Source organism: Aliisedimentitalea sp. MJ-SS2 (genome assembly GCF_032586155.1).
Lineage (GTDB): Bacteria > Pseudomonadota > Alphaproteobacteria > Rhodobacterales > Rhodobacteraceae > JAWHTC01.
This window is the reverse complement of the sequence record NZ_JAWHTC010000002.1, coordinates 744290-762243: the sequence shown is the minus strand read 5'-3', so window position 1 is coordinate 762243 and position 17954 is coordinate 744290. Positions and strand designations below refer to the sequence as shown.

The 17954-nt window shown below is 61.5% G+C and carries 16 protein-coding genes; 9 read left to right on the top strand and 7 right to left on the bottom strand.

Annotation, left to right across the window (positions count from 1 at the left end; all coding sequences use genetic code 11):
- Window positions 1–102 precede the first annotated feature (102 nt).
- The 3 genes from RXV86_RS10170 to RXV86_RS10160 all read left to right on the top strand — a co-directional run bounded on the left by RXV86_RS10170 (window position 103) and on the right by RXV86_RS10160 (window position 3881).
- Window positions 103–1629, top strand: coding sequence for a hypothetical protein (locus RXV86_RS10170; RefSeq protein ID WP_316299388.1), 1527 nt, complete (start codon window positions 103–105; stop codon window positions 1627–1629).
- Between the two features lie 130 nt (window positions 1630–1759).
- Window positions 1760–3106 (top strand): TldD/PmbA family protein, encoded by a 1347-nt coding sequence (locus tag RXV86_RS10165; RefSeq protein WP_316299387.1) that lies wholly within the window; start codon window positions 1760–1762, stop codon window positions 3104–3106.
- Entirely contained in the window at window positions 3093–3881 is a 789-nt protein-coding gene (locus tag RXV86_RS10160) for a 3'(2'),5'-bisphosphate nucleotidase CysQ (protein WP_316299386.1), read from the top strand. Before RXV86_RS10165 ends, RXV86_RS10160 begins: the two co-directional genes overlap by 14 nt.
- A gap of 66 nt (window positions 3882–3947) precedes the next feature.
- Here the strand turns inward: RXV86_RS10160 and RXV86_RS10155 are convergent, their stop codons facing one another.
- Window positions 3948–5456, bottom strand: coding sequence for a fumarate hydratase (locus RXV86_RS10155; protein WP_316299385.1), 1509 nt, complete (start codon window positions 5454–5456; stop codon window positions 3948–3950).
- Window positions 5457–5808: 352 nt separating this feature from the next.
- The gene (locus RXV86_RS10150) at window positions 5809–6273 is read right to left on the bottom strand and encodes a MaoC family dehydratase (protein ID WP_316299384.1); all 465 of its coding nucleotides are present in this window, start codon (window positions 6271–6273) and stop codon (window positions 5809–5811) included.
- Between the two features lie 257 nt (window positions 6274–6530).
- Here RXV86_RS10150 and RXV86_RS10145 point away from each other — a divergent pair, with 257 nt between their 5' ends.
- On the top strand, window positions 6531–8420 hold the full coding sequence (locus RXV86_RS10145) for an elongation factor G (RefSeq protein ID WP_316299383.1): 1890 nt from the start codon (window positions 6531–6533) through the stop codon (window positions 8418–8420).
- 124 nt (window positions 8421–8544) lie between these two features.
- Here RXV86_RS10145 and rsgA read toward each other — a convergent pair whose 3' ends face one another.
- Window positions 8545–9624, bottom strand: coding sequence for a ribosome small subunit-dependent GTPase A (rsgA, locus tag RXV86_RS10140; protein WP_316299382.1), 1080 nt, complete (start codon window positions 9622–9624; stop codon window positions 8545–8547).
- A gap of 309 nt (window positions 9625–9933) precedes the next feature.
- Between rsgA and RXV86_RS10135 the strand changes: the two genes are divergently transcribed.
- On the top strand, window positions 9934–10338 hold the full coding sequence (locus tag RXV86_RS10135) for a RidA family protein (protein WP_316299381.1): 405 nt from the start codon (window positions 9934–9936) through the stop codon (window positions 10336–10338).
- Between the two features lie 54 nt (window positions 10339–10392).
- Here RXV86_RS10135 and RXV86_RS10130 read toward each other — a convergent pair whose 3' ends face one another.
- From RXV86_RS10130 to puuE, 4 genes are all read right to left on the bottom strand, one after another.
- Window positions 10393–11730: a nucleobase:cation symporter-2 family protein gene (locus tag RXV86_RS10130; protein ID WP_316299380.1), complete on the bottom strand. Its 1338-nt coding sequence runs from the start codon at window positions 11728–11730 to the stop codon at window positions 10393–10395.
- Between the two features lie 79 nt (window positions 11731–11809).
- A complete protein-coding gene (locus RXV86_RS10125; protein ID WP_316299379.1) occupies window positions 11810–12295 on the bottom strand; it encodes an ureidoglycolate lyase in 486 nt (161 codons plus the stop codon).
- Window positions 12296–12376: 81 nt separating this feature from the next.
- Complete coding sequence (locus RXV86_RS10120) at window positions 12377–13189, bottom strand: bifunctional allantoicase/(S)-ureidoglycine aminohydrolase (protein ID WP_316299378.1); 813 nt, start codon at window positions 13187–13189, stop codon at window positions 12377–12379.
- A complete protein-coding gene (gene puuE / locus RXV86_RS10115; protein ID WP_316299377.1) occupies window positions 13186–14598 on the bottom strand; it encodes an allantoinase PuuE in 1413 nt (470 codons plus the stop codon). The genes RXV86_RS10120 and puuE overlap by 4 nt, the downstream gene beginning before the upstream one ends.
- 287 nt (window positions 14599–14885) lie before the next feature.
- Between puuE and smpB the strand changes: the two genes are divergently transcribed.
- From smpB to RXV86_RS10095, 4 genes are all read left to right on the top strand, one after another.
- Entirely contained in the window at window positions 14886–15362 is a 477-nt protein-coding gene (gene smpB / locus RXV86_RS10110; protein ID WP_316299376.1) for an SsrA-binding protein SmpB, read from the top strand.
- A 117-nt stretch (window positions 15363–15479) separates the two neighbouring features.
- Window positions 15480–15755, top strand: a complete 276-nt coding sequence (locus RXV86_RS10105; protein WP_316299375.1) for a hypothetical protein — start codon at window positions 15480–15482, stop codon at window positions 15753–15755.
- Window positions 15756–15884: 129 nt separating this feature from the next.
- On the top strand, window positions 15885–16742 hold the full coding sequence (sseA, locus tag RXV86_RS10100) for a 3-mercaptopyruvate sulfurtransferase (RefSeq protein ID WP_316299374.1): 858 nt from the start codon (window positions 15885–15887) through the stop codon (window positions 16740–16742).
- A complete protein-coding gene (locus RXV86_RS10095; RefSeq protein ID WP_316299373.1) occupies window positions 16742–17926 on the top strand; it encodes an amino acid aminotransferase in 1185 nt (394 codons plus the stop codon). Before sseA ends, RXV86_RS10095 begins: the two co-directional genes overlap by 1 nt.
- Window positions 17927–17954: the final 28 nt, after the last annotated feature.

The window sequence follows — 17954 nt, the reverse complement described above, 5'->3', positions numbered from 1 at the left end:
TGATTGCAAAAAGGGGCTGCGGCAGGTGCCGTGGCCCCTTTTCCTTTGCTGGTCTCGGACATAGGCTGACCCGCATAGTTCTGTCATTGCCCGAGGATCATTATGACCCGTTTGCTTGTTACCACCACCTTTGCCGCTTTTCTGACCACCACACCCGTCCTGGCCGACCTGACCGTCGATGACGCCTGGAACACATGGAAGGCACAGTTTACCGCGCTTGGCCTGCGCTTCGAGGCCAGCGAAACCCGCGACGGCGAGGCGCTTCAGATCGGTGAACTGCGCCTCAATGCGGATTTCCCGCTTGGCTTTGGAACCGTGTATGTCCACGTGCCCGGGCCACGGTTCGAACCGATGGATGGTGGCCGCGTCGCCGTGACCATGGCGCCGACCGGCCTGATGTCGATGGGCGGCGATATCACAGGTGAAGGCAGCTTCGCCATGGCCTTCGAGGTGCAGGACAACAACAGCCGGGGGGTGATGTCCGGAACCACTACGGCAGTGATCAGCGACTGGACCAGTGACGGGTTTTCCGCCGCCTTGGTCGATCTGGCGGTCAGCGGCGAGCAGGCGGTCGATATTTCCGGCAACCTGACAATGGGCCCGCTGACGGCGCACCATGAAACCACTCTGGCAGATGGCATGCTGGGCTTGACCGCCGTGACCGAGATGTCGGGATATGACCTGCAATACACCGCGTCGCTGCCCGATCGCGACCTTGGCCAGATGGAGGTCGCCGCCACCGGCATGGCGGGCAAGACCACAAGCCGCTCTCAATTCTCCCTGCCCGAGACTGGTATCGACATCCTCGGACTGCACAAACAACTGCGCAACGATCTGGACCTGTCGATCCGTACAATCACCGATGTGACAAGTTCGACCCAGAGCGTGAAGGTGGATGGTGAGCTTGTCTCCGACCAGAAGACCTCGGCGACGGATTATGATGTCTTTGTGAAACTGGGCCGGTTTGGATTGGATTATGGCGGCCGGGTTGGCGGCTTCAACGCCGACCTGATCATGCCTGAACTGCCCTTCCCGATCAGCTTTGGCGGCGGGGCGGCGGATTTCCGATTGCTGATCCCACTTCTGATGGGCGAAGACCAGGATGCGGCTCTGCACATGGGGTTTAACGACATCACGCTCAATGACGGGCTGTGGGCGATGTTCGATCCCGAACAGCAGCTGCCGCGCGATCCAATGACCGTGGTCCTGGATGCTGCCTCCAAGGCGTCGATCCTGTTCGAGTTCCTCGACCTCCGTGCCCTTCTGGACGGGGCGCAACCGCCCGCGCTGCCGGTGATGGCCAAAACCGCAACCTTGAACGATCTGCGCCTTGCCGGCGCCGGCGCCGAGGTCACCGGCAAAGGCGATTTCACATTCGACTACAGTGATTTAACCACCTTTGACGGCATGCCCGCCCCCGAGGGGCGTGCGTCCTTCACCATCAACGGAGCTCACGGGCTGATCGACAAGCTGATCGCGATGGGGCTGATGGAGCAAAGCGACGCCATGGGTGCGCGCTTGATGATGGGGCTGTTGACTCAGCCCGGCGACGGAGACGACGTGTTGACGACCACGATCGAGGTGAAGAAAACCGGCGAGGTCCTGGCCAACGGTCAGCGGCTGCAATAGCGCCTTACCTTGCAGCGGTGCGTCCGATGCAGGGTTGGATTCGAGCATTGTCGGCAAGATGAAGCACGGGGCAGGGCCTTGAACCTCCGCCGCGCGCGGTCTACCTCCGTAGCAGCGAAAAGGACGACCCATGACTGCCAGCCCCGAATCCCTGTCTCATACCCTTCTGGATGCCGCCAAAAAGGCCGGGGCCGAGGCGGCGGATGTGCTGGTGATCGAGGGTCGCTCGATCTCGATCGATGTACGCGAGGGCAAGCTGGAACAAGCCGAGCGCTCGGAAGGGATCGACTTGGGCCTGCGGGTGCTCCTGGGCAAGCGGCAGGCGATGGTATCATCCTCGGACAGCCGCCCCGAGACGATGGCGGCCATGGCGGAACGCGCAGTTGCGATGGCCAAGGAGGCACCCGAGAATCCTGATATCGGATTGGCGACATCCGAGCAGCTTGCCACCGATTGGGACGCTGCCGGGCTGGAACTGGCCGATCCCGGCGATGAACCCGCGCCCGCATCGTTGCAAGAACAGGCATTGGCTGCCGAGGCCGCCACGCAAGCCGTAGAAGGTGTCACGCAAGTCCAATCGGCCAGTGCGGGCTATTCAGCGCGGAGCATGCATTTTGCGGCCACCAACGGGTTTTCCGGCGGATACGCCCGCACATCGCATTCGCTCTATTCCGTAGCGATTGCCGGTGAAGGCGCGGGCATGGAGCGCGACCATGACGGTGACAGCCGGGTCTTTGCTGCCGATATGCGTGGAGCCGACGAAATCGGCCGCATTGCTGGCGAGCGCGCTGTTGCCGCGCTGGGCGCAAAGAAACCGCCCACCGGGACCTTCCCGGTGTTGTTCGACGAGCGGATTTCCAGCTCGCTGATCGGCCATCTTCTGGGCGCCGTGAATGGCAGCGCCGTGGCGCGTGGCGAAAGCTTTCTGCGTGAGAGCCTTGGTGAGCAGGTTCTGCCCAGTTCCCTGTCGCTGCTCGAGGAACCGCACCGCAAGCGCATGGGGTCGTCCCGCCCATTCGATGCCGAGGGTCTGGCGACAGCGGATCGGATGATCGTCAAGGACGGCGTGCTGCAGGGCTGGACCCTGGACCTTGCCACCGGGCGCAAGCTGGGCATGGAGAGCACCGCCAATGCCCTGCGCGGCACTGGTTCGGCCCCGTCGCCGGGCACGTTCAACGTGGCCCTGACCCAGGGCACGCAAACCCGCGAAGAGCTGTTGAATGAGATGGGCACCGGGCTCTTGGTGACCTCGATGATCGGCTCGACGATCAACCCCAACACCGGCGACTATTCCCGCGGCGCCTCGGGGTTCTGGGTCGAGAATGGCGAGATCACCTACCCGGTCAACGAATGTACCATCGCCGGGAACCTGCGTGACATGCTGCTTGGCTTGATCCCTGCCAATGATGCCCGCACATGGCTGAGCCGCGTGGTGCCATCGCTTCTGGTCGAAGGGCTGACCCTTGCCGGAGAATGACGCAACACGCGACCGCGACCTGCTGATCCATGCCGCGCGCGAGGCCGGCAAGATCGCCAGCGGGTTCTTCGGCGGGCGCTTCCATTCCGAGGACAAACCCGATGGTGCGGGCCCGGTGACCGAGGCCGATCTCTCGGTCAACGTGATGCTGGAAGAGACCCTTCAGGCGGCGCGCCCAGGCTATGGCTGGCTGAGCGAAGAGAGCGAGGACAGCGACACACGGCTTGCCCGCGAGCGGGTCTTCGTGATCGACCCTCTGGACGGGACCCGCAGCTTCATCAATGGCGACAACACCTGGGCGCATTCCATGGCGGTGGTCGAAAACGGTGTGCCGGTTGCGGCGGCGGTCTACTTGCCGATGCTGGACCGGCTTTATGCAGCGGCCAAGGGCCAGGGGGCGACGTTGAACGGAGCACCGCTCCGCGCCTCTTCGCGATCAAAGCTGACAGGAGCGACCGTGCTTTGCGCCCGTCCTGCGCTGCAACCGCAGCATTGGAAACACGGCAAGGTGCCGGGCGTGATAAAGAAATACCGCCCCTCGCTGGCCTATCGTTTGGCGCTGGTGGCCGAGGGGCGCTACGACGCCATGCTGACCTTGCGCGACAGCTGGGAGTGGGACATTGCCGCCGGGGCGCTGCTGTTGGAAGAGGCAGGGGCGATCGCGAGCGACCGCAAGGGCGGGCCGTTACGGTTCAACAATGCCCACCCGCAGGTGAACGGGGTCGTGGCCGCGGGGGCCGGAATACACGGCGCGCTGGTAGGTGCACTGGCGTAGGGTGCGTGCCTGCACGCACCGCTGCCGCTTCGACATTAAAAGGTGCGTGCAAGCACGCACCCTACATCACGCCCGTTCGGCGATCTTCTTCTTCCATTCCGCAGGCCCGCTGCGGTGGATCGAGTTGCCCTGGGTGTCGACTGCCACAGTGACCGGCATGTCCTGCACCTGAAGCTCGTAAATCGCCTCCATGCCCAGATCCTCAAACGCCACCGGCTTGGCGTCCTTGATCGCCTTGGACACCAGGTAGGCCGCGCCGCCGACCGCGATCAGGTAAGCCGCGTCATGCTTGGCAATCGCGTCCAGCCCTATCTGACCACGCTCGGCCTTGCCGACCATGACCTTGAGGCCGGTGTCGGCCAGAATCCGATCAGTGAACTTGTCCATTCGGGTCGAGGTGGTTGGTCCCGCCGGACCAATCGCCTCGTCTCCAACCGCATCCACCGGGCCGACATAGTAGATTGCCTTGCGGTTCAGATCGACGGGCAGTTCTTCGCCCCGGTCCATCATGTCGATCATCCGCTTATGCGCGGCATCGCGGCCGGTGTAGAGCGTGCCGGACAGAAGCAGCGTTTCGCCCGGGGTCAGCGAGGCAACAACCTCGTCATTCAGGTCATCAAGGTCCAGTTTACGGCTCTGCGCGCCAGCAGCGTCCAGAACGATATCCGGATAGTCTTCGACAGCGGGTGGCGTGAAGGTGGCCGGGCCAGACCCGTCCAGAGTGAAATGCACGTGCCGGGTGGCGGCACAGTTCGGGATCAGGCCAACGGGCAGCGAAGCCGCATGAGTGGGCCAGCTTTTCACCTTCACGTCCAGCACGGTGGTCACACCGCCCAGACCTTGCGCGCCGATGCCAAGTGCGTTCACCCGTTCGTAAATCTCGACCCGGAGCTCTTCGACGTTATTCGACGGCCCACGGCGCAGCAATTCCTGCATATCGAGCGGTTCGCTCAGCGCCTGCTTCGCCATCGCCATCACCTTGTCGGCATTGCCGCCAACGCCGATGCCCAGAACCCCCGGCGGACACCAGCCAGCACCAAGGGTTTCCACGGTTTCAACCACCCAGTCGGCGACATTGCCCGATGGGTTCAGCGTGGTGAATTTCGATTTGTTTTCCGATCCGCCACCCTTGGCCGCAACCTCGACTTCAACGGAGTCCCCGGCGACCATTTCCACGGTCAGCATGCAAGGCGTGTTGTCGCCCGAGTTCTTGCGGCTGCCAAAGGGGTCAACCACGACGCTGGCGCGCAGCGGGTTGGTGTCGCGGGCATAACCCTGGCGCGTGCCCTCGTCGGCAATCTCCTGCAACGAGCGTTTCAGTTTCAGCGGCGCCTCGACCCCGACCTTGATGTGGATATTGGCGGCGCCGGTGTCCTGGCAGATCGGACGATGCCCGATGGCGCACATGCGACTGTTGACCAGGATCTGTGCCATCGCATCCTTGGCGCCCTTGTTCTCTTCACGCTCCCAGGCGGCGGTCATCGCCTGCACGAAATCGCCGGGATGGTAGTAGGAAATGAACTGCAACGCATCGGCGATGCTTTCGATCAGATGCTCTTCGGTGATGGCGGCCATGGGAACCTCCCTTTGCGTGGCTTTCAGGCTTGGGGCAGGTTTTAACAGTGTTTGCGGGTAAGGTAAGCCGAAAAATGGTGTGCAATTGTATGCAGTACGGTATTGCGGGGGGCAAAAGTGTCATGTTGGTTGACGAACGCTCTTTCCAAACAGTGCCCGCGCGGAATCGAGGCGAAGCCGCCGCGCGATAGCCAGACCGCTCGCAGGGCTGGCGATTTCGAGACGGTAGCGCAACAGATCGAGTTCGTACGGATTTCTCCGGAATAAACTGCCCCAAACCAGCATTGGGTCGCCATCCCGCGGTCTGGCTATCGCGTGGCTTGGCGCATGGATCGCGACCAGTAGTATCCGCCTAACCGCCCCGCGGAAAAATACCCTTGCTGACGAAACTCATCACCGGCTCGTCCTTCTGGTTGCTGACCGTTACCCGGCTGGTCACAAACCCTATGGGGCGGCTTTCTGAGGCCCGCAGCTCCAGCACCTCCATCTCCACGCTCAATATGTCACCGGGAAAAACCGGTTTGATCCAGCGCAACGCGTCTAGCCCGGGTGAGCCGAGGCTGCGGCCATGGGCTTCCATGTTCTCGACCATCATCGACATCGTCATGGCACAGGTATGCCATCCGCTGGCGCAGAGTCCGCCGAACAGTGATGCCTTGGCCAGTTCGTCATCAAGGTGAAAGAACTGCGCATCGTATTTACTGGCAAACTCGATGATCTCGTCGCGCGTCACCGCGTAGGCACCGAAATTCTGCACCTGCCCGATCTCGAAGCTTTCGAATGGGATGAACGGGATGTTGTCGGGCGGCGTCTGCATGGCGGATGGTCCTTTCAATCGGGTGCAGACCCAAGGATGCAGAAGCCGGTTTCGCTCAACAAGCCATCGCGCACCGTGACGTCGCGTAGCCCGTCATCTTGACCAAGATCACACCACAATCCCGAAGGCATGCTAACCTGACACGATCTAGGTCAAAGACAGCCGATTCCCGGCGGCGCTAAATCACCGGGAACACCCGGTCCGCTTTGCACCACGTGCGCGGGACCGAGGCATATGAGGGATAGAAAGGACCACCCATGAGAGCTTTTGCCGTCATCGGACCATCGCAATCCGGTAAATCCACCCTGGTGCAGGCACTGGCCGGCCTCGAAGGTGCAAAACCAAAGACATTGCCGCTGATGGGCGGGGCCAGCGTAACCAAGTTCAATTTCATGGGCGACGATTGGGCCGGGTTCTACGTGCCTGGGGGCCTGGACAATATCAGCCAGGTCGGCCCGGTTCTGGCCGCCTGTGACGTGGCTGTTCTCTGTGTCCCGGCCGAGGCCGACGCGGCTGTGCTCAGTGCGCCCTACCTGCGGCTTCTGGAAGACTCGAACGTTCCCAGCCTGGTCTTCGTCAACGGCATTGATGCCGCCAGCAACCGTATCGCCGACATCATCTCCGAGCTTCAGCACTATTGCGCCCACGGGATCATCCTGCGGCAGGTACCGATGCGCAAGGATGGCAAGACGGTGGGCACGATCGACCTGATTTCCGAGCGCGCCTGGGAATACCATGACGGCGAACGCTCGTCGCTGGTGGAAGTGCCAAAAGAGATGTTCGACCGCGAACAGGAAGCCCGCGCCGAAATGATGGAGACACTGGCGGATTTCGACGACCACCTGCTGGAAGAGATCATCGAGGATCAAAAGCCGCCGACCGAGGAACTTTACGAGGTCGCCACCCGCGCCCTGCAACACCACGACCTGATCGAGGCGCTTTTGGGCTCGGCCGAAAATGGCAACGGGGTTCTGCGATTGATGAAATCCTTGCGCCATGAGGTGCCGCAGGTGGATGCCTTGCGTGACCGCCTGGACGTGGGCAAGGACGTGATCGCCATCAGCTGCCTGGCCGACAACCTCAAACACGTGGGCAAGGCAGTCCTGGTCCGTGCACTCGCCGACGGTGTGGCACAGGGTGCACCGCTGGGCGGCGATACGATTGGCACGCTCGACGATGTCGACGCCAAGACGCAGCTCTCGGCGCTGAAACCCGGTGAAATCGGTCTGGCAATCAAGAGCGATCACCTGACACTCGGCACCTTCCTCACCGCCAAGGGCACCACGCCGCTGCCCGATTGGGCCGCCGCGCACCCACCCGCCTTGCAACGGGTGGTGATCCCGGTCAATGAACGTGACGAGACCAAGCTGCCGCTGGCCCTGTCGCGGATTTCCGAGGTCGACCTTGGCCTGCAAGTGGCTCAGGACGCTTCGGTTGGGCATATGGTCATCGGCGTTGGTGGCCCGCTGCACCTGCGCCGGATCATCGACAAGCTGGATCAGGGTTTCGGCATCAAGGTCGAGGTCGAAGAGGTCGCAACCGCCCTGCGCGAAACCATCCGCAAGGGCAAGGAAATGCACCACCGTCACCGCAAGCAATCCGGCGGTGCCGGGCAGTTCGCCGACGTGGTGATCGACGTCGAACCCTTGCCCATGGGTGGCGGGTTCGAGTTTGCCGAAACCGTCAAGGGCGGCGCCGTGCCGCGCAATTATTTCGCTGCCGTCGAGGCTGGTGCGAAGGAAGCGCTTCAGGCCGGCCCTTCGGGCCACCCGGTGGTTGACGTGAAGATCACGCTCAAGGACGGCAAGACCCACTCGGTCGACAGCTCCGACTTTGCCTTCCGCACCGCCGGTAAGAACGCGGTGCGCGAGGCGCTCTCGGAGTTGGGCACCGTCGTTCTGCAGCCGATCATGGCGGTCGAGATCAATGTCCCATCAATCTTTGCCGGTGGGTTGGTGCAGCTGGTCAGCGGGCTCAAGGGCCAGGTGCAGGGGTTCGAAAGCGACGCCAACGCCAAGGGTTGGGAGGTCTTCCGGGCGCTTCTGCCGATGGCCGCGCTTGAGGAGCTTTCCCACGCGCTGGGCAGTACAACCCGTGGTACGGCGTGGTTCGCGACCGAGGTCGATCACTACGAGGCGATGCGGTAGCGGCAGGTCTTCGAATTGCCTGGGCAATTCGACAGGGCTGGGGGGGCGCTGCCCCCCAGACCCCCCGGGATATTTAGGGCAAGAGGAAGTGGCGGAAAGGACTTGTGTCGACGCTCGGGTTCACTCAGGATTTCTTTCGCTTCTTCACCTCGCGCACCAGTTTGCTCAGCGCCCGCCCCTTGGCCTTGCGCTGCGCCAGCGTGGCCGAGTTAAACGCATCTTCGCGGGCTAGTTTTAGCCAGCGTGCCACCCGGGCGGCATCGACCTCGCCACGGTCTACCGCCGCCAGTACCATGCATCCCGGTTCACTTTCGTGTTGGCAATCGCGGAATTTGCAGCCTTCGGCCAGTTCACTGAGATCGGCAAAAACATCGGCCACGCCGCCCTGTACATCGGTCAGCTGCAACTCGCGCATCCCCGGCGTATCCAGCACTACGCAGCCGCCTTCCAGCAGGTGTAACTGCCGCCGCGTGGTCGTATGCCGCCCCTTGCTGTCATCCTCGCGAATATCCTGCGTTGCCACCGCATCCGTTCCAGACAGCGCATTGACCAAGGTTGACTTGCCGACGCCGCTGGATCCGAGGAACCCCACCGTGCGCCCCGGCTTGCACCAACCCGCCAGCGCCCCGGTCACGTCGCCCTCCAGCGCATTCACCACCACAACCGGCACCCGGTCGGAAATCGTCGCTGCCTGCGTCGCGAACGCCTCACGCTCGTCCACCTCACACAGGTCCGGCTTGGTCAGCACGATCACAGGATCAACCTCGGCTTCGAAACAGAGCGCCACGTAGCGCTCGAGCCGGGCGATGTTGAAATCCTGATTGCACGAGGTGACGATGAACCCGGTGTCGAGATTGGCCGCAATCAACTGCACTGCCCGGTCGTGCCCCGGCGCGCGGCGTTTCAGCAGGCTCTTGCGTTCCAGCACGCGGCTCGCGGCGGGATGATCGGCGTCATAGAGCACCCAGTCACCGACGGTGACTTCGGCGTCAGGCGGCAGCATTGTGTCGATGCCCTCACCACGAATATGCAAGCCGCTGCGATGTACCTCGATCACCCGCGCGGGTGGAGTCTGGTCAAGGTCTTCGGCACTGATCTGCTGGGCAAAGAAATTCTGCCAGCCCAGCTGCTCCAGCAGGCTCAATTCACGCGGTTTGCTCTGTTGCAGTGAAGGTGGCAGGAATTGGGAAAAATCCCGTGTCATGTCATTGGTCTTTCATGTCTTGGGCCATGTTTTAGCCCGGAAAAGTTGGAAAACACGCAAGCCCCGACTGCGCACTCACCCATGCGGGAGGCGCATTCCGGGTCGGCCTTGCCATGAGAGGCCACTTTGCCTCTCGTTCTCAACGGGACATAAAATCTCCATATCTGCGCTGCGCAGTTTAGAGCACGCAGTAGTTGCGCGAAATGACCTCAATTGAACAGGCCCGGTTGCTGTTGCGGATTGTCCACGCCGCCGTCGCGACCCGCGTCGTGCTATACTGTCACCATCGGCGAACAAGGAGGTCCCACCATGGCACATGAACGCAGGCTGATTTCAAACGGTAACCCGATGGAAAAAATCGTCGGCTTCAGCCGCGCGGTCAGGGTCGGGCCGTTCATCTCGGTTGGCGGCACCGCGCCGGTTGGCCCCGATGGCAAAACCGTAGGTGTCGGCGATGTCCGCGCCCAGACGAAACAGTGTTTCGAGATCATCAAGGACGCGCTGGAACGGGCCGGATCGGGGATGCATGACGTGGTGCGCACGCGGGTGATCCTGACCGATATCGATGACTGGAAAGAGGCAATCGAAGCGCGCAAGGAGTATTGCCAGGATGTGCGCCCGGTCGATACGATCATGGCGGTCAGCCGTTTCGTGAACCCCGAATGGCTGGTCGAGATCGAGGTCGACGCCTTCGTGGCAGACGCTGCGTGCTGAAATGGCAAAGCCCCCGCAGGAGATCGGCGGGGGCTTCGGTGGCATTTACGGGCATCAGCCTTCGGCTGTGTCTTCCTGTGGCAAGAGCAGGTTCAGAACCACCGCGCACAGTGCCGTCGGTGCCACTGCCGAAGTGGCCAGAACCTTGACCACGCCGGGCAGGTACTGCACCGCCGTCGGCACCAGATTCAGGCCCAGTCCAACCGCCAGCGACAAGGCGATGATGATCATGTTGCGGCGGTTCATCTTGACCTCGGTCAGCACGTTCAGGCCAGCCGAAGCCACCATGCCGAACATCACGATCACACCGCCGCCCAGCACCGGCATCGGCATCGAGGCGATGACCGCGCCGATCTTCGGCAGCAGACCACAGATGATCAGCACCAGCGCCCCGATGGTCACAACGTGGCGGCTCATCACGCCGGTCATGCCGACGATGCCGACGTTCTGACTGAACGAGGTATTGGGCAACCCGCCAAAGACGGCAGCCACGGCGGTGCCCAGCCCGTCGGCATAGGTTGCCCCCGCGATTTCCTCATCTGTGGCCCTGCGCCCCGCGCCAGCCCTTGTCGTGGCCGAGACATCACCGACGGTTTCGATCGCCGAGACAATCGAGACCAGCGTCACTGCAATCACCGCGCCCAAGGAGAACTCGAATCCGTAGGGCATCACTTGCAGCCCCGAGAACCAGCTCGCATTGGCCACGGTTCCAAAGTTCACCATGCCAAGGATGTAGGCCAGGACATAGGCCACGATCATGCCGATCAGGATGGCCGCATTCGAGACGATCCCCTTGCCCCAGAATTTGCAGATGAGGGCCACGAAAACCACGGTCAATGCCACAGCCCAATGCATCAGCGAGCCAAAGCTTTCGGCTTCCATCTGGAATTTCGCGGCCCCGCCCGCGGCGTATTTGATCGCCACCGGGATCAGGTAAAGCCCGATGGCCAGGATCACCAGACCGGTGACCAGCGGCGGGAACAGCCAGCGCAGATGCTTGATCACCCCGCCGAGCAGGAAATGGATCACGCCGCCGATCAGGCACGCCGTCAGCGCGACGCCCAACCCTTGGGTTGCCGCCACCCCGGTCAGAACGCCGACAAAGGCAAAGCTTGTACCCTGCATGATCGGCAGCCTTGCTCCGATCGGGCCGACGCCCACGGTCTGGAACAGGGTTGCGACCCCGGCAAAAAGCATCGCCATCTGGATCAGGTACACCATTTCGGCGCTGCCAAAGCCAAGCCCGGCGCCAGCGCCGCCGGCGACGATGATCGACGGGGTCACGTTCGAGGCGAACATCGCCAATACATGTTGCAGACCCAATGGCACGGCCTGTCCCAATGGGGGTGTTATGTTCGGGTCGCGATATGCGCCCGCAGTTGTATCAGTCATTTTCGCGTTTCCTTCCACTGTCCGGCCATTCAGGCCTGTTCAAACGTGCCTGTTTTTCAGGCATCTGATTGTTTTTCAGTCAGGACGATACCACATATTGTGTCTTGCACCTAAATTCTTCGAGATTTGGGGTGCTCCCAATTCGGTCCACCACTGCAAACAGCCCGGGCGCGTGCAGTGGAGTCAGCACACCGTGCCACGTGCCGCGATGGAAATTGATGCCTTGTTGGCCAGTTGCCAGAAAGGCGTGTGGCGTACCCGGTTTGCCATCCTCATCGGGCGCGGCAATGACCAGCCAGTCGTTTGCGTGCATCGGCAAAAACGCCTGGCTGCCCTCGGGGTGGCGTTCCAGCAGATCGAACACGTAGGGAAGTGCGCGCGGCTCGGCATTGAAAATCGAAATTCCCGCACGCCCGTCGTCGCCGAACTCAAGCTGTGCCCGGTCATGCCAGCGCCCGCATGCGCCTTCGTTGATGAGTTTGTCGGGATCACCGGTGGCTTCGAGAATGTCGCCGAAGGGGGCGAAGGCCGTGGCGGTGAGGGGTTGGACGGTGATTTCGATCATATGTGGCGCTTTTGGTTGACGGAGGCCGGGGGGCTGTCTGCCCCCCGGACCCCCCGAGAGTACTTCTGGCAAAATGAAGAATCAGAGGGTCAGCGAAGGGTGGCGATTCACATCCTTGTAAAGAAGGTAACGGAAGGGTTCGTTGCCGGTGGCGATACAGGCCTGCGGGCAGAACGCGCGCAGCCACATGAAGTCACCAGGTCCGACCTCGACCCAGTCGGTGTTCAGCAGGTATTGCGCCTGCCCCTGTAACACGTAGAGCCCGTGTTCCATCACATGGGTCTCCGCAAAGGGAATGCGTCCACCGGGTTGGAAGGTGACAATATTGACGTGGTAGTCGAACCGCAGGTCATTGGGGTCGGCAAACCGCTGGGTGCCCCATTTGTCGGTACCGGGCATCATGTTCAGGGGTACGTCACGCTCATGCACGACAAAGGCACCCGGGGCGGGCAGGCCGGGCACCGGCTCGTGACGTTTACGGATCCAGTGAAATTGCAGGGGCGTGTCGCCCATGGCCTTGATCCGCCAATCGCACCCTGCGGGCAGATAGGCGTAGTGCCCCGGTTCCAGCTTGTGCTTGGTCTTGCCGATTCTCAGGCGGCCCTGCCCGCCGGTAACAAACAGGCTGGCCTGCGCCTGTGGGTCCGGGTCGGGGGAATGTGATCCACCCCCCGGGGCCACCTCGACCGCGTATTGCGCGAAGGTTTCGGCAAAACCGCTCAGCGGGCGGGCCAGGATCCAGACCCGAGTGCCCTCCCAACCGGGCAGGGAAGAGGTCACGATATCGCGCATCGTGTTTGCCGGGATCACCGCGTAGGCGTCGCTGAACACCGCGCTGCCTTCGGGGTTGGCATCCATGGGGGGCAATCCGCCGGGGGGGAAAGCGTAACTCATATCATATCCTCCAGTCGGATTCGGGCGATGCGCTCGACCTGGTTGCAGGCTTCGGCAAACTCGGTTTCGGTGTCATTGCCGATCCGCCGTTCAAATGCGGCCATGATCCCCGGCTTGTCGTGATCGCGTACCGCTATGATGAAGGGAAAGCCGTGCTTTTCGACATAAGCGGTGTTCAGCGCGCTGAACCGTGCCCGTTCTTCATCGGTCAGGGCATCCAGCCCGGCGCTGGCCTGTTCCGATGTGCTCTCGGCGGTCAGCCGTTCGGCCTGCGCCAGTTTGCCGGCAAGGTCCGGGTGAGCATTGAGCACCGCCAACCGTTTGTCGTTACCGGCTGTACGGAATACCCGCGCCAAAGCGTTGTGCAACCCCGCGGGGCGGTCATGTGCCGGGCCAAGCTCAAGGTCGAAGGCGCGTTCTGCAATCCACGGGGAATGCTCGAACACGCCACCGAACCGCTCCACGAATGTGCCGCGCGCCATGGCCGAGGGTCGCTCGATGCGGGTGTGCGGATGTTCCCGCGCCCAGTGTTCAGCAATGTCGATCCGCCGCGCGACCCAGACATCCGGGATGCTTTGGATATAGTCGACGAACCTCTTCAACCCGGCGAATTTCCCCGGCCGACCGATCAGGCGGCAATGCAACCCGATGCTCATCATCGCGGGGCGTCCTGCGGTACCTTCGTGCAAAAGCGTGTCGAACGCATCCCGCAGATAGGTATAGAACTGCTCACCGGTAATGTATCCGGGCGCGGTGGCGAACCGCATGTCATTGGCTTCCAGCGTATAGGGAATGATCAGCTGATCGCGCTCGCCCACTTCCAGCCAATAGGGCAGGTCATCGTCGTAGGTGTCGCTGACGTAATCGAAACCGCCTTCCTCGGCGACCAGCCGCACGGTGTTTTCACTGCACCGACCGGTGTACCAGCCACGCGGCCGCTCCCCGACCACCTCGGTGTGCAGACGCACTGCCTCGTCTATGGCGGCGCGTTCCTCGGTTTCGGTCATGTCCTTGTGCTCAACCCATTTCAGGCCATGCGACGCGATCTCCCAATCGGCGTCTTTCATCGCCTCAACCTGCTCGGGGCTACGTGCCAATGCACTGGCCACACCATAGATCGTCACCGGCATTCCGGTGCCTGTGAACAGCCGATGCAGCCGCCAGAACCCGGCCCGTGCGCCGTATTCATAGATCGATTCCATATTCCAGTGTCGCTGCCCCGGCCAGGAGGCCGCTCCGGCAATATCGGACAAAAACGCCTCGGAACCGCCGTCACCATGCAAGGTGCAGTTCTCGCCGCCTTCTTCATAGTTCAGCACAAATTGCACTGCCACACGGGCATCGCCCGGCCAGTTTGGATCGGGCGGGTTGGCACCATGGCCGATCATGTTGCGGGGATAACGGGTCATCTTGGCTCCGTGTTCCATGCCGTGTCCTTTGCCGTGGTTCTACGCTGCTTTGGGCGATGGGATTTTTCGAAAATAACTAAAGGTCTTTTCCACCTATTGGAAAAGCGAAAAAATGGCTGGACAAGCGTGCGCTTGGTTAACCTTTGGTGTCGTTAACAGGTGTCCTACAAAACGCCCGACAGGTACCCGACAGATAGCGGACAGACACCAGCCCCCAAAGATTTGACCGCACGGTGCCCTTAAGAATGCTTGCCGAAACCTTGCCACAGGAGTAATCAACCCCGGCTATGGCCAAGAAAAAAGACGATCCCAACTACAAGGTTATCGCGGAAAACCGCCGCGCCCGCTTCGATTATGCAATCGAGGAGGATCTTGAGTGTGGCATCATCCTGGAAGGCTCCGAGGTCAAATCCCTGCGTCTGGGCGGTGCGAACATCGCTGAAAGCTATGCCCATGTGGACGAGGGCGAACTGTGGTTGGTCAACAGCTATGTCGCGCCTTATGCTCAGGCCAAGACCTTTGCGCATGAAGAGCGCCGCAAGCGCAAGCTATTGGTTTCCAAGAAGGAATTGGCCCGTCTGTGGAATGCAACCCAGCGCAAAGGCATGACTCTTGTACCACTGGTTCTCTATTTCAACCATCGCGGCATCGCCAAGTTGAAGATCGGGATCGCCAAGGGCAAGAAGACCCACGACAAGCGCGCCACCGAGGCAAAACGCGACTGGGGCCGTCAGAAACAACGCCTTTTGCGCCACGGGGAATAGCGCCCGGATTCTCCCATTAGGACAAACCCGCATCGCTTGGTAATGTTTGGCCAGAACTGGGGCGTGGGGGTCAGCTCTTGGTAACCTAATTGTATTAGACCCTTTGGGAGCAAAGATATGGAACTTTTGATTAGCCTGATTTCCGGCGCAGTTGGTGGCAACGTGGCCGGTGGCCTGCTGAAAAACCTCAACCAGGGCGCCATCGTGAATTCGATCGCCGGTGTTGTTGGCGGTGGCCTTGGCGGTCAGATCCTCGGCATGTTGGGTGCCGGTGGCGCTGCTGCCGGGGGCATGGATATCGGTTCGGTCATTGGTCAGGTCGCCTCGGGCGGCGTTGGCGGCGGCGTGGTTCTGGCCATTGTCGGCGTGGTCAAGAACATGATGGCCAAGTAAGCCAGGCACTATCGTCAGTTTTCCGGTAACGAGTTTTCCAGCGGCCGGGTGCTTCCAATGGGGCGCCCGGCCTTGCGACTCTCTGTCCCTCACGTTAGGGAAGTGGAGCAACTTCCACGGGGGGCGTTCATGGCGATTGACGATCCGAAAACCCTTGTTTCCACCGACTGGCTGGCGGCGCATCTGAAGGATCCGGATCTGCGGATTCTGGACGGGACCTGGCATATGCCGCACGAAAACCGCGACGCCCGCGCCGAATACGAGGCCGCGCATATTCCCGGCGCCCGCTATTTCGATATCGACGACGTGGCCGATGGCCGGTCCGACCTGCCGCACATGGCGCCGCCGACCGAGAAGTTCATGTCCCGCCTGCGCGCCATGGGTGTCGGCGACGGGCATCAGGTGGTGGTCTATGACATGAACGGTATCACCACAGCGCCGCGCGTGTGGTGGCTGTTCCGCCTGATGGGGCAGGAAAACATCGCCGTTCTGGATGGCGGCTTTGCCAGGTGGCAGGCCGAAGGTCGCGAGATCGAGGACTTGCCGCCAATGATCCGCGATCGCCACATGACGGTGCGCCGCCAGAACCACCTCGTCAAGGACGTGACGCAGGTGTCTGCCGCGTCCAAGTTGGGCGACTACGAGATCATCGACGCCCGTTCGGCAGGGCGTTTTGCAGGCACCGAAGATGAGCCGCGCGAAGGTCTGCGTGGCGGTCACATTCCCGGCTCGAAAAGCGTGCCTTTCCTCGACTTGCTCAATGAAGACAAAACGATGAAGGATGCTGACACCCTACGCGCCATTTTTGAAAAAGCTGGTGTCGACCTTTCCAAACCCGCGATCACGACCTGCGGATCGGGCGTCACTGCCTGCGTTCTGTCGCTTGCAATGGAGCGGATCGGCAAGACCGATTGGTCCGTTTATGACGGCTCATGGACCGAATGGGGTGCCTTCCCCACCCTGCCTGTTGCTACTGGAGAGACCTGATGTTCGAGAACCTCAAAACCCAGCCCGTCGACAAGATCATGCAGCTGATGCAGATGCATCGCGAAGATCCGCGCGAGGGAAAGATCGACCTTGGCGTCGGCGTCTACAAGAATGCTAAGGGCGTCACCCCGGTGATGAAAGCGGTGAAAGAGGCTGAACGCCAACTACTCGAAACGCAGGAAACCAAGGCTTATGTCGGCCTGCTGGGTGACCCGGCCTATCATGATGCAATGATCGATCTCGTGCTCAAGGGCGCCGTTGCCCGTGATCAGGTTGCGGCCGCTGCCACACCGGGCGGCACCGGTGCCTGCCGTCAGGCGTTCGAACTGATCCGCATGGCCAACCCCAATGCTCGGATATTCACCTCGAACCCGACCTGGCCCAACCACCTGAGCATCATTGATTACCTCGGCATCGAGCGGGTCACCTACCGTTATTTCGACGAGGAAACCCGGGCGGTTGATTTCGACGGCATGATGGCGGATCTCGATGGCCTGAAGGCAGGCGATGTGGTGCTGCTGCACGGCTGCTGTCACAATCCGACCGGCGCGAACCTGAACCTGACCGAATGGCAACAGGTGATCGACAAGCTGAACGCCAAGGGCGCGTTGCCGATGATCGACCTGGCTTACCAGGGCTTTGGTGATGGTCTGAACGAGGATGCGGCGGCCACCCGTCTTGTGGCGGCAAGCTGTCCCGAGACCTTGATCGCAGCGAGCTGTTCCAAGAACTTTGGTGTCTACCGTGAACGTACCGGCATCCTGATGGGTGTCAGCGCCGACAAGGGCAAGGTTGCTGTAACCCAGGAAAACCTCAGCTTTCTCAACCGTCAAAACTATTCCTTCCCGCCCGATCATGGTGCCCGCGTGGTGACGATGATCCTGACCGATCCCGCCCTGCGCAAGATGTGGGAGGACGAGCTGGAAGAGACCCGTCTGGGCATGCTGAAATTGCGTGAACAGCTGGCAGGTGAACTGCAAAAGCTCTCAGGAAGCGACCAGTTCGGCTTTGTTGCGCAGCACCGTGGCATGTTCTCGCGTCTGGGTCTGCCGGCGGACGTGGTTGAAAAACTGCGGGTCGAGAACGGCATCTACATGGTGGGTGACAGCCGTATCAACGTGGCCGGGTTGAACGCCGAAACGGTGCCTGCGCTGGCCAAGGCAATCGTCGACACCGGTGTCTGATACCTGAAAGGGAAACGCGGGCGTCCGC

What these genes read in the sequence shown, in the direction of transcription:
- RXV86_RS10170 (WP_316299388.1), top strand. Translation starts at nt 103, where the DNA reads ATGACCCGTTTGCTTGTTACCACCACCTTTGCCGCTTTTCTGACCACC.
- RXV86_RS10165 (WP_316299387.1), top strand. Translation starts at nt 1,760, where the DNA reads ATGACTGCCAGCCCCGAATCCCTGTCTCATACCCTTCTGGATGCCGCC.
- RXV86_RS10155 (WP_316299385.1), bottom strand. Translation starts at nt 5,456, where the DNA reads ATGGCCGCCATCACCGAAGAGCATCTGATCGAAAGCATCGCCGATGCG.
- RXV86_RS10150 (WP_316299384.1), bottom strand. Translation starts at nt 6,273, where the DNA reads ATGCAGACGCCGCCCGACAACATCCCGTTCATCCCATTCGAAAGCTTC.
- RXV86_RS10145 (WP_316299383.1), top strand. Translation starts at nt 6,531, where the DNA reads ATGAGAGCTTTTGCCGTCATCGGACCATCGCAATCCGGTAAATCCACC.
- rsgA (WP_316299382.1), bottom strand. Translation starts at nt 9,624, where the DNA reads ATGACACGGGATTTTTCCCAATTCCTGCCACCTTCACTGCAACAGAGC.
- RXV86_RS10135 (WP_316299381.1), top strand. Translation starts at nt 9,934, where the DNA reads ATGGCACATGAACGCAGGCTGATTTCAAACGGTAACCCGATGGAAAAA.
- RXV86_RS10130 (WP_316299380.1), bottom strand. Translation starts at nt 11,730, where the DNA reads ATGACTGATACAACTGCGGGCGCATATCGCGACCCGAACATAACACCC.
- RXV86_RS10125 (WP_316299379.1), bottom strand. Translation starts at nt 12,295, where the DNA reads ATGATCGAAATCACCGTCCAACCCCTCACCGCCACGGCCTTCGCCCCC.
- RXV86_RS10120 (WP_316299378.1), bottom strand. Translation starts at nt 13,189, where the DNA reads ATGAGTTACGCTTTCCCCCCCGGCGGATTGCCCCCCATGGATGCCAAC.
- puuE (WP_316299377.1), bottom strand. Translation starts at nt 14,598, where the DNA reads ATGACCCGTTATCCCCGCAACATGATCGGCCATGGTGCCAACCCGCCC.
- smpB (WP_316299376.1), top strand. Translation starts at nt 14,886, where the DNA reads ATGGCCAAGAAAAAAGACGATCCCAACTACAAGGTTATCGCGGAAAAC.
- RXV86_RS10105 (WP_316299375.1), top strand. Translation starts at nt 15,480, where the DNA reads ATGGAACTTTTGATTAGCCTGATTTCCGGCGCAGTTGGTGGCAACGTG.
- sseA (WP_316299374.1), top strand. Translation starts at nt 15,885, where the DNA reads ATGGCGATTGACGATCCGAAAACCCTTGTTTCCACCGACTGGCTGGCG.
- RXV86_RS10095 (WP_316299373.1), top strand. Translation starts at nt 16,742, where the DNA reads ATGTTCGAGAACCTCAAAACCCAGCCCGTCGACAAGATCATGCAGCTG.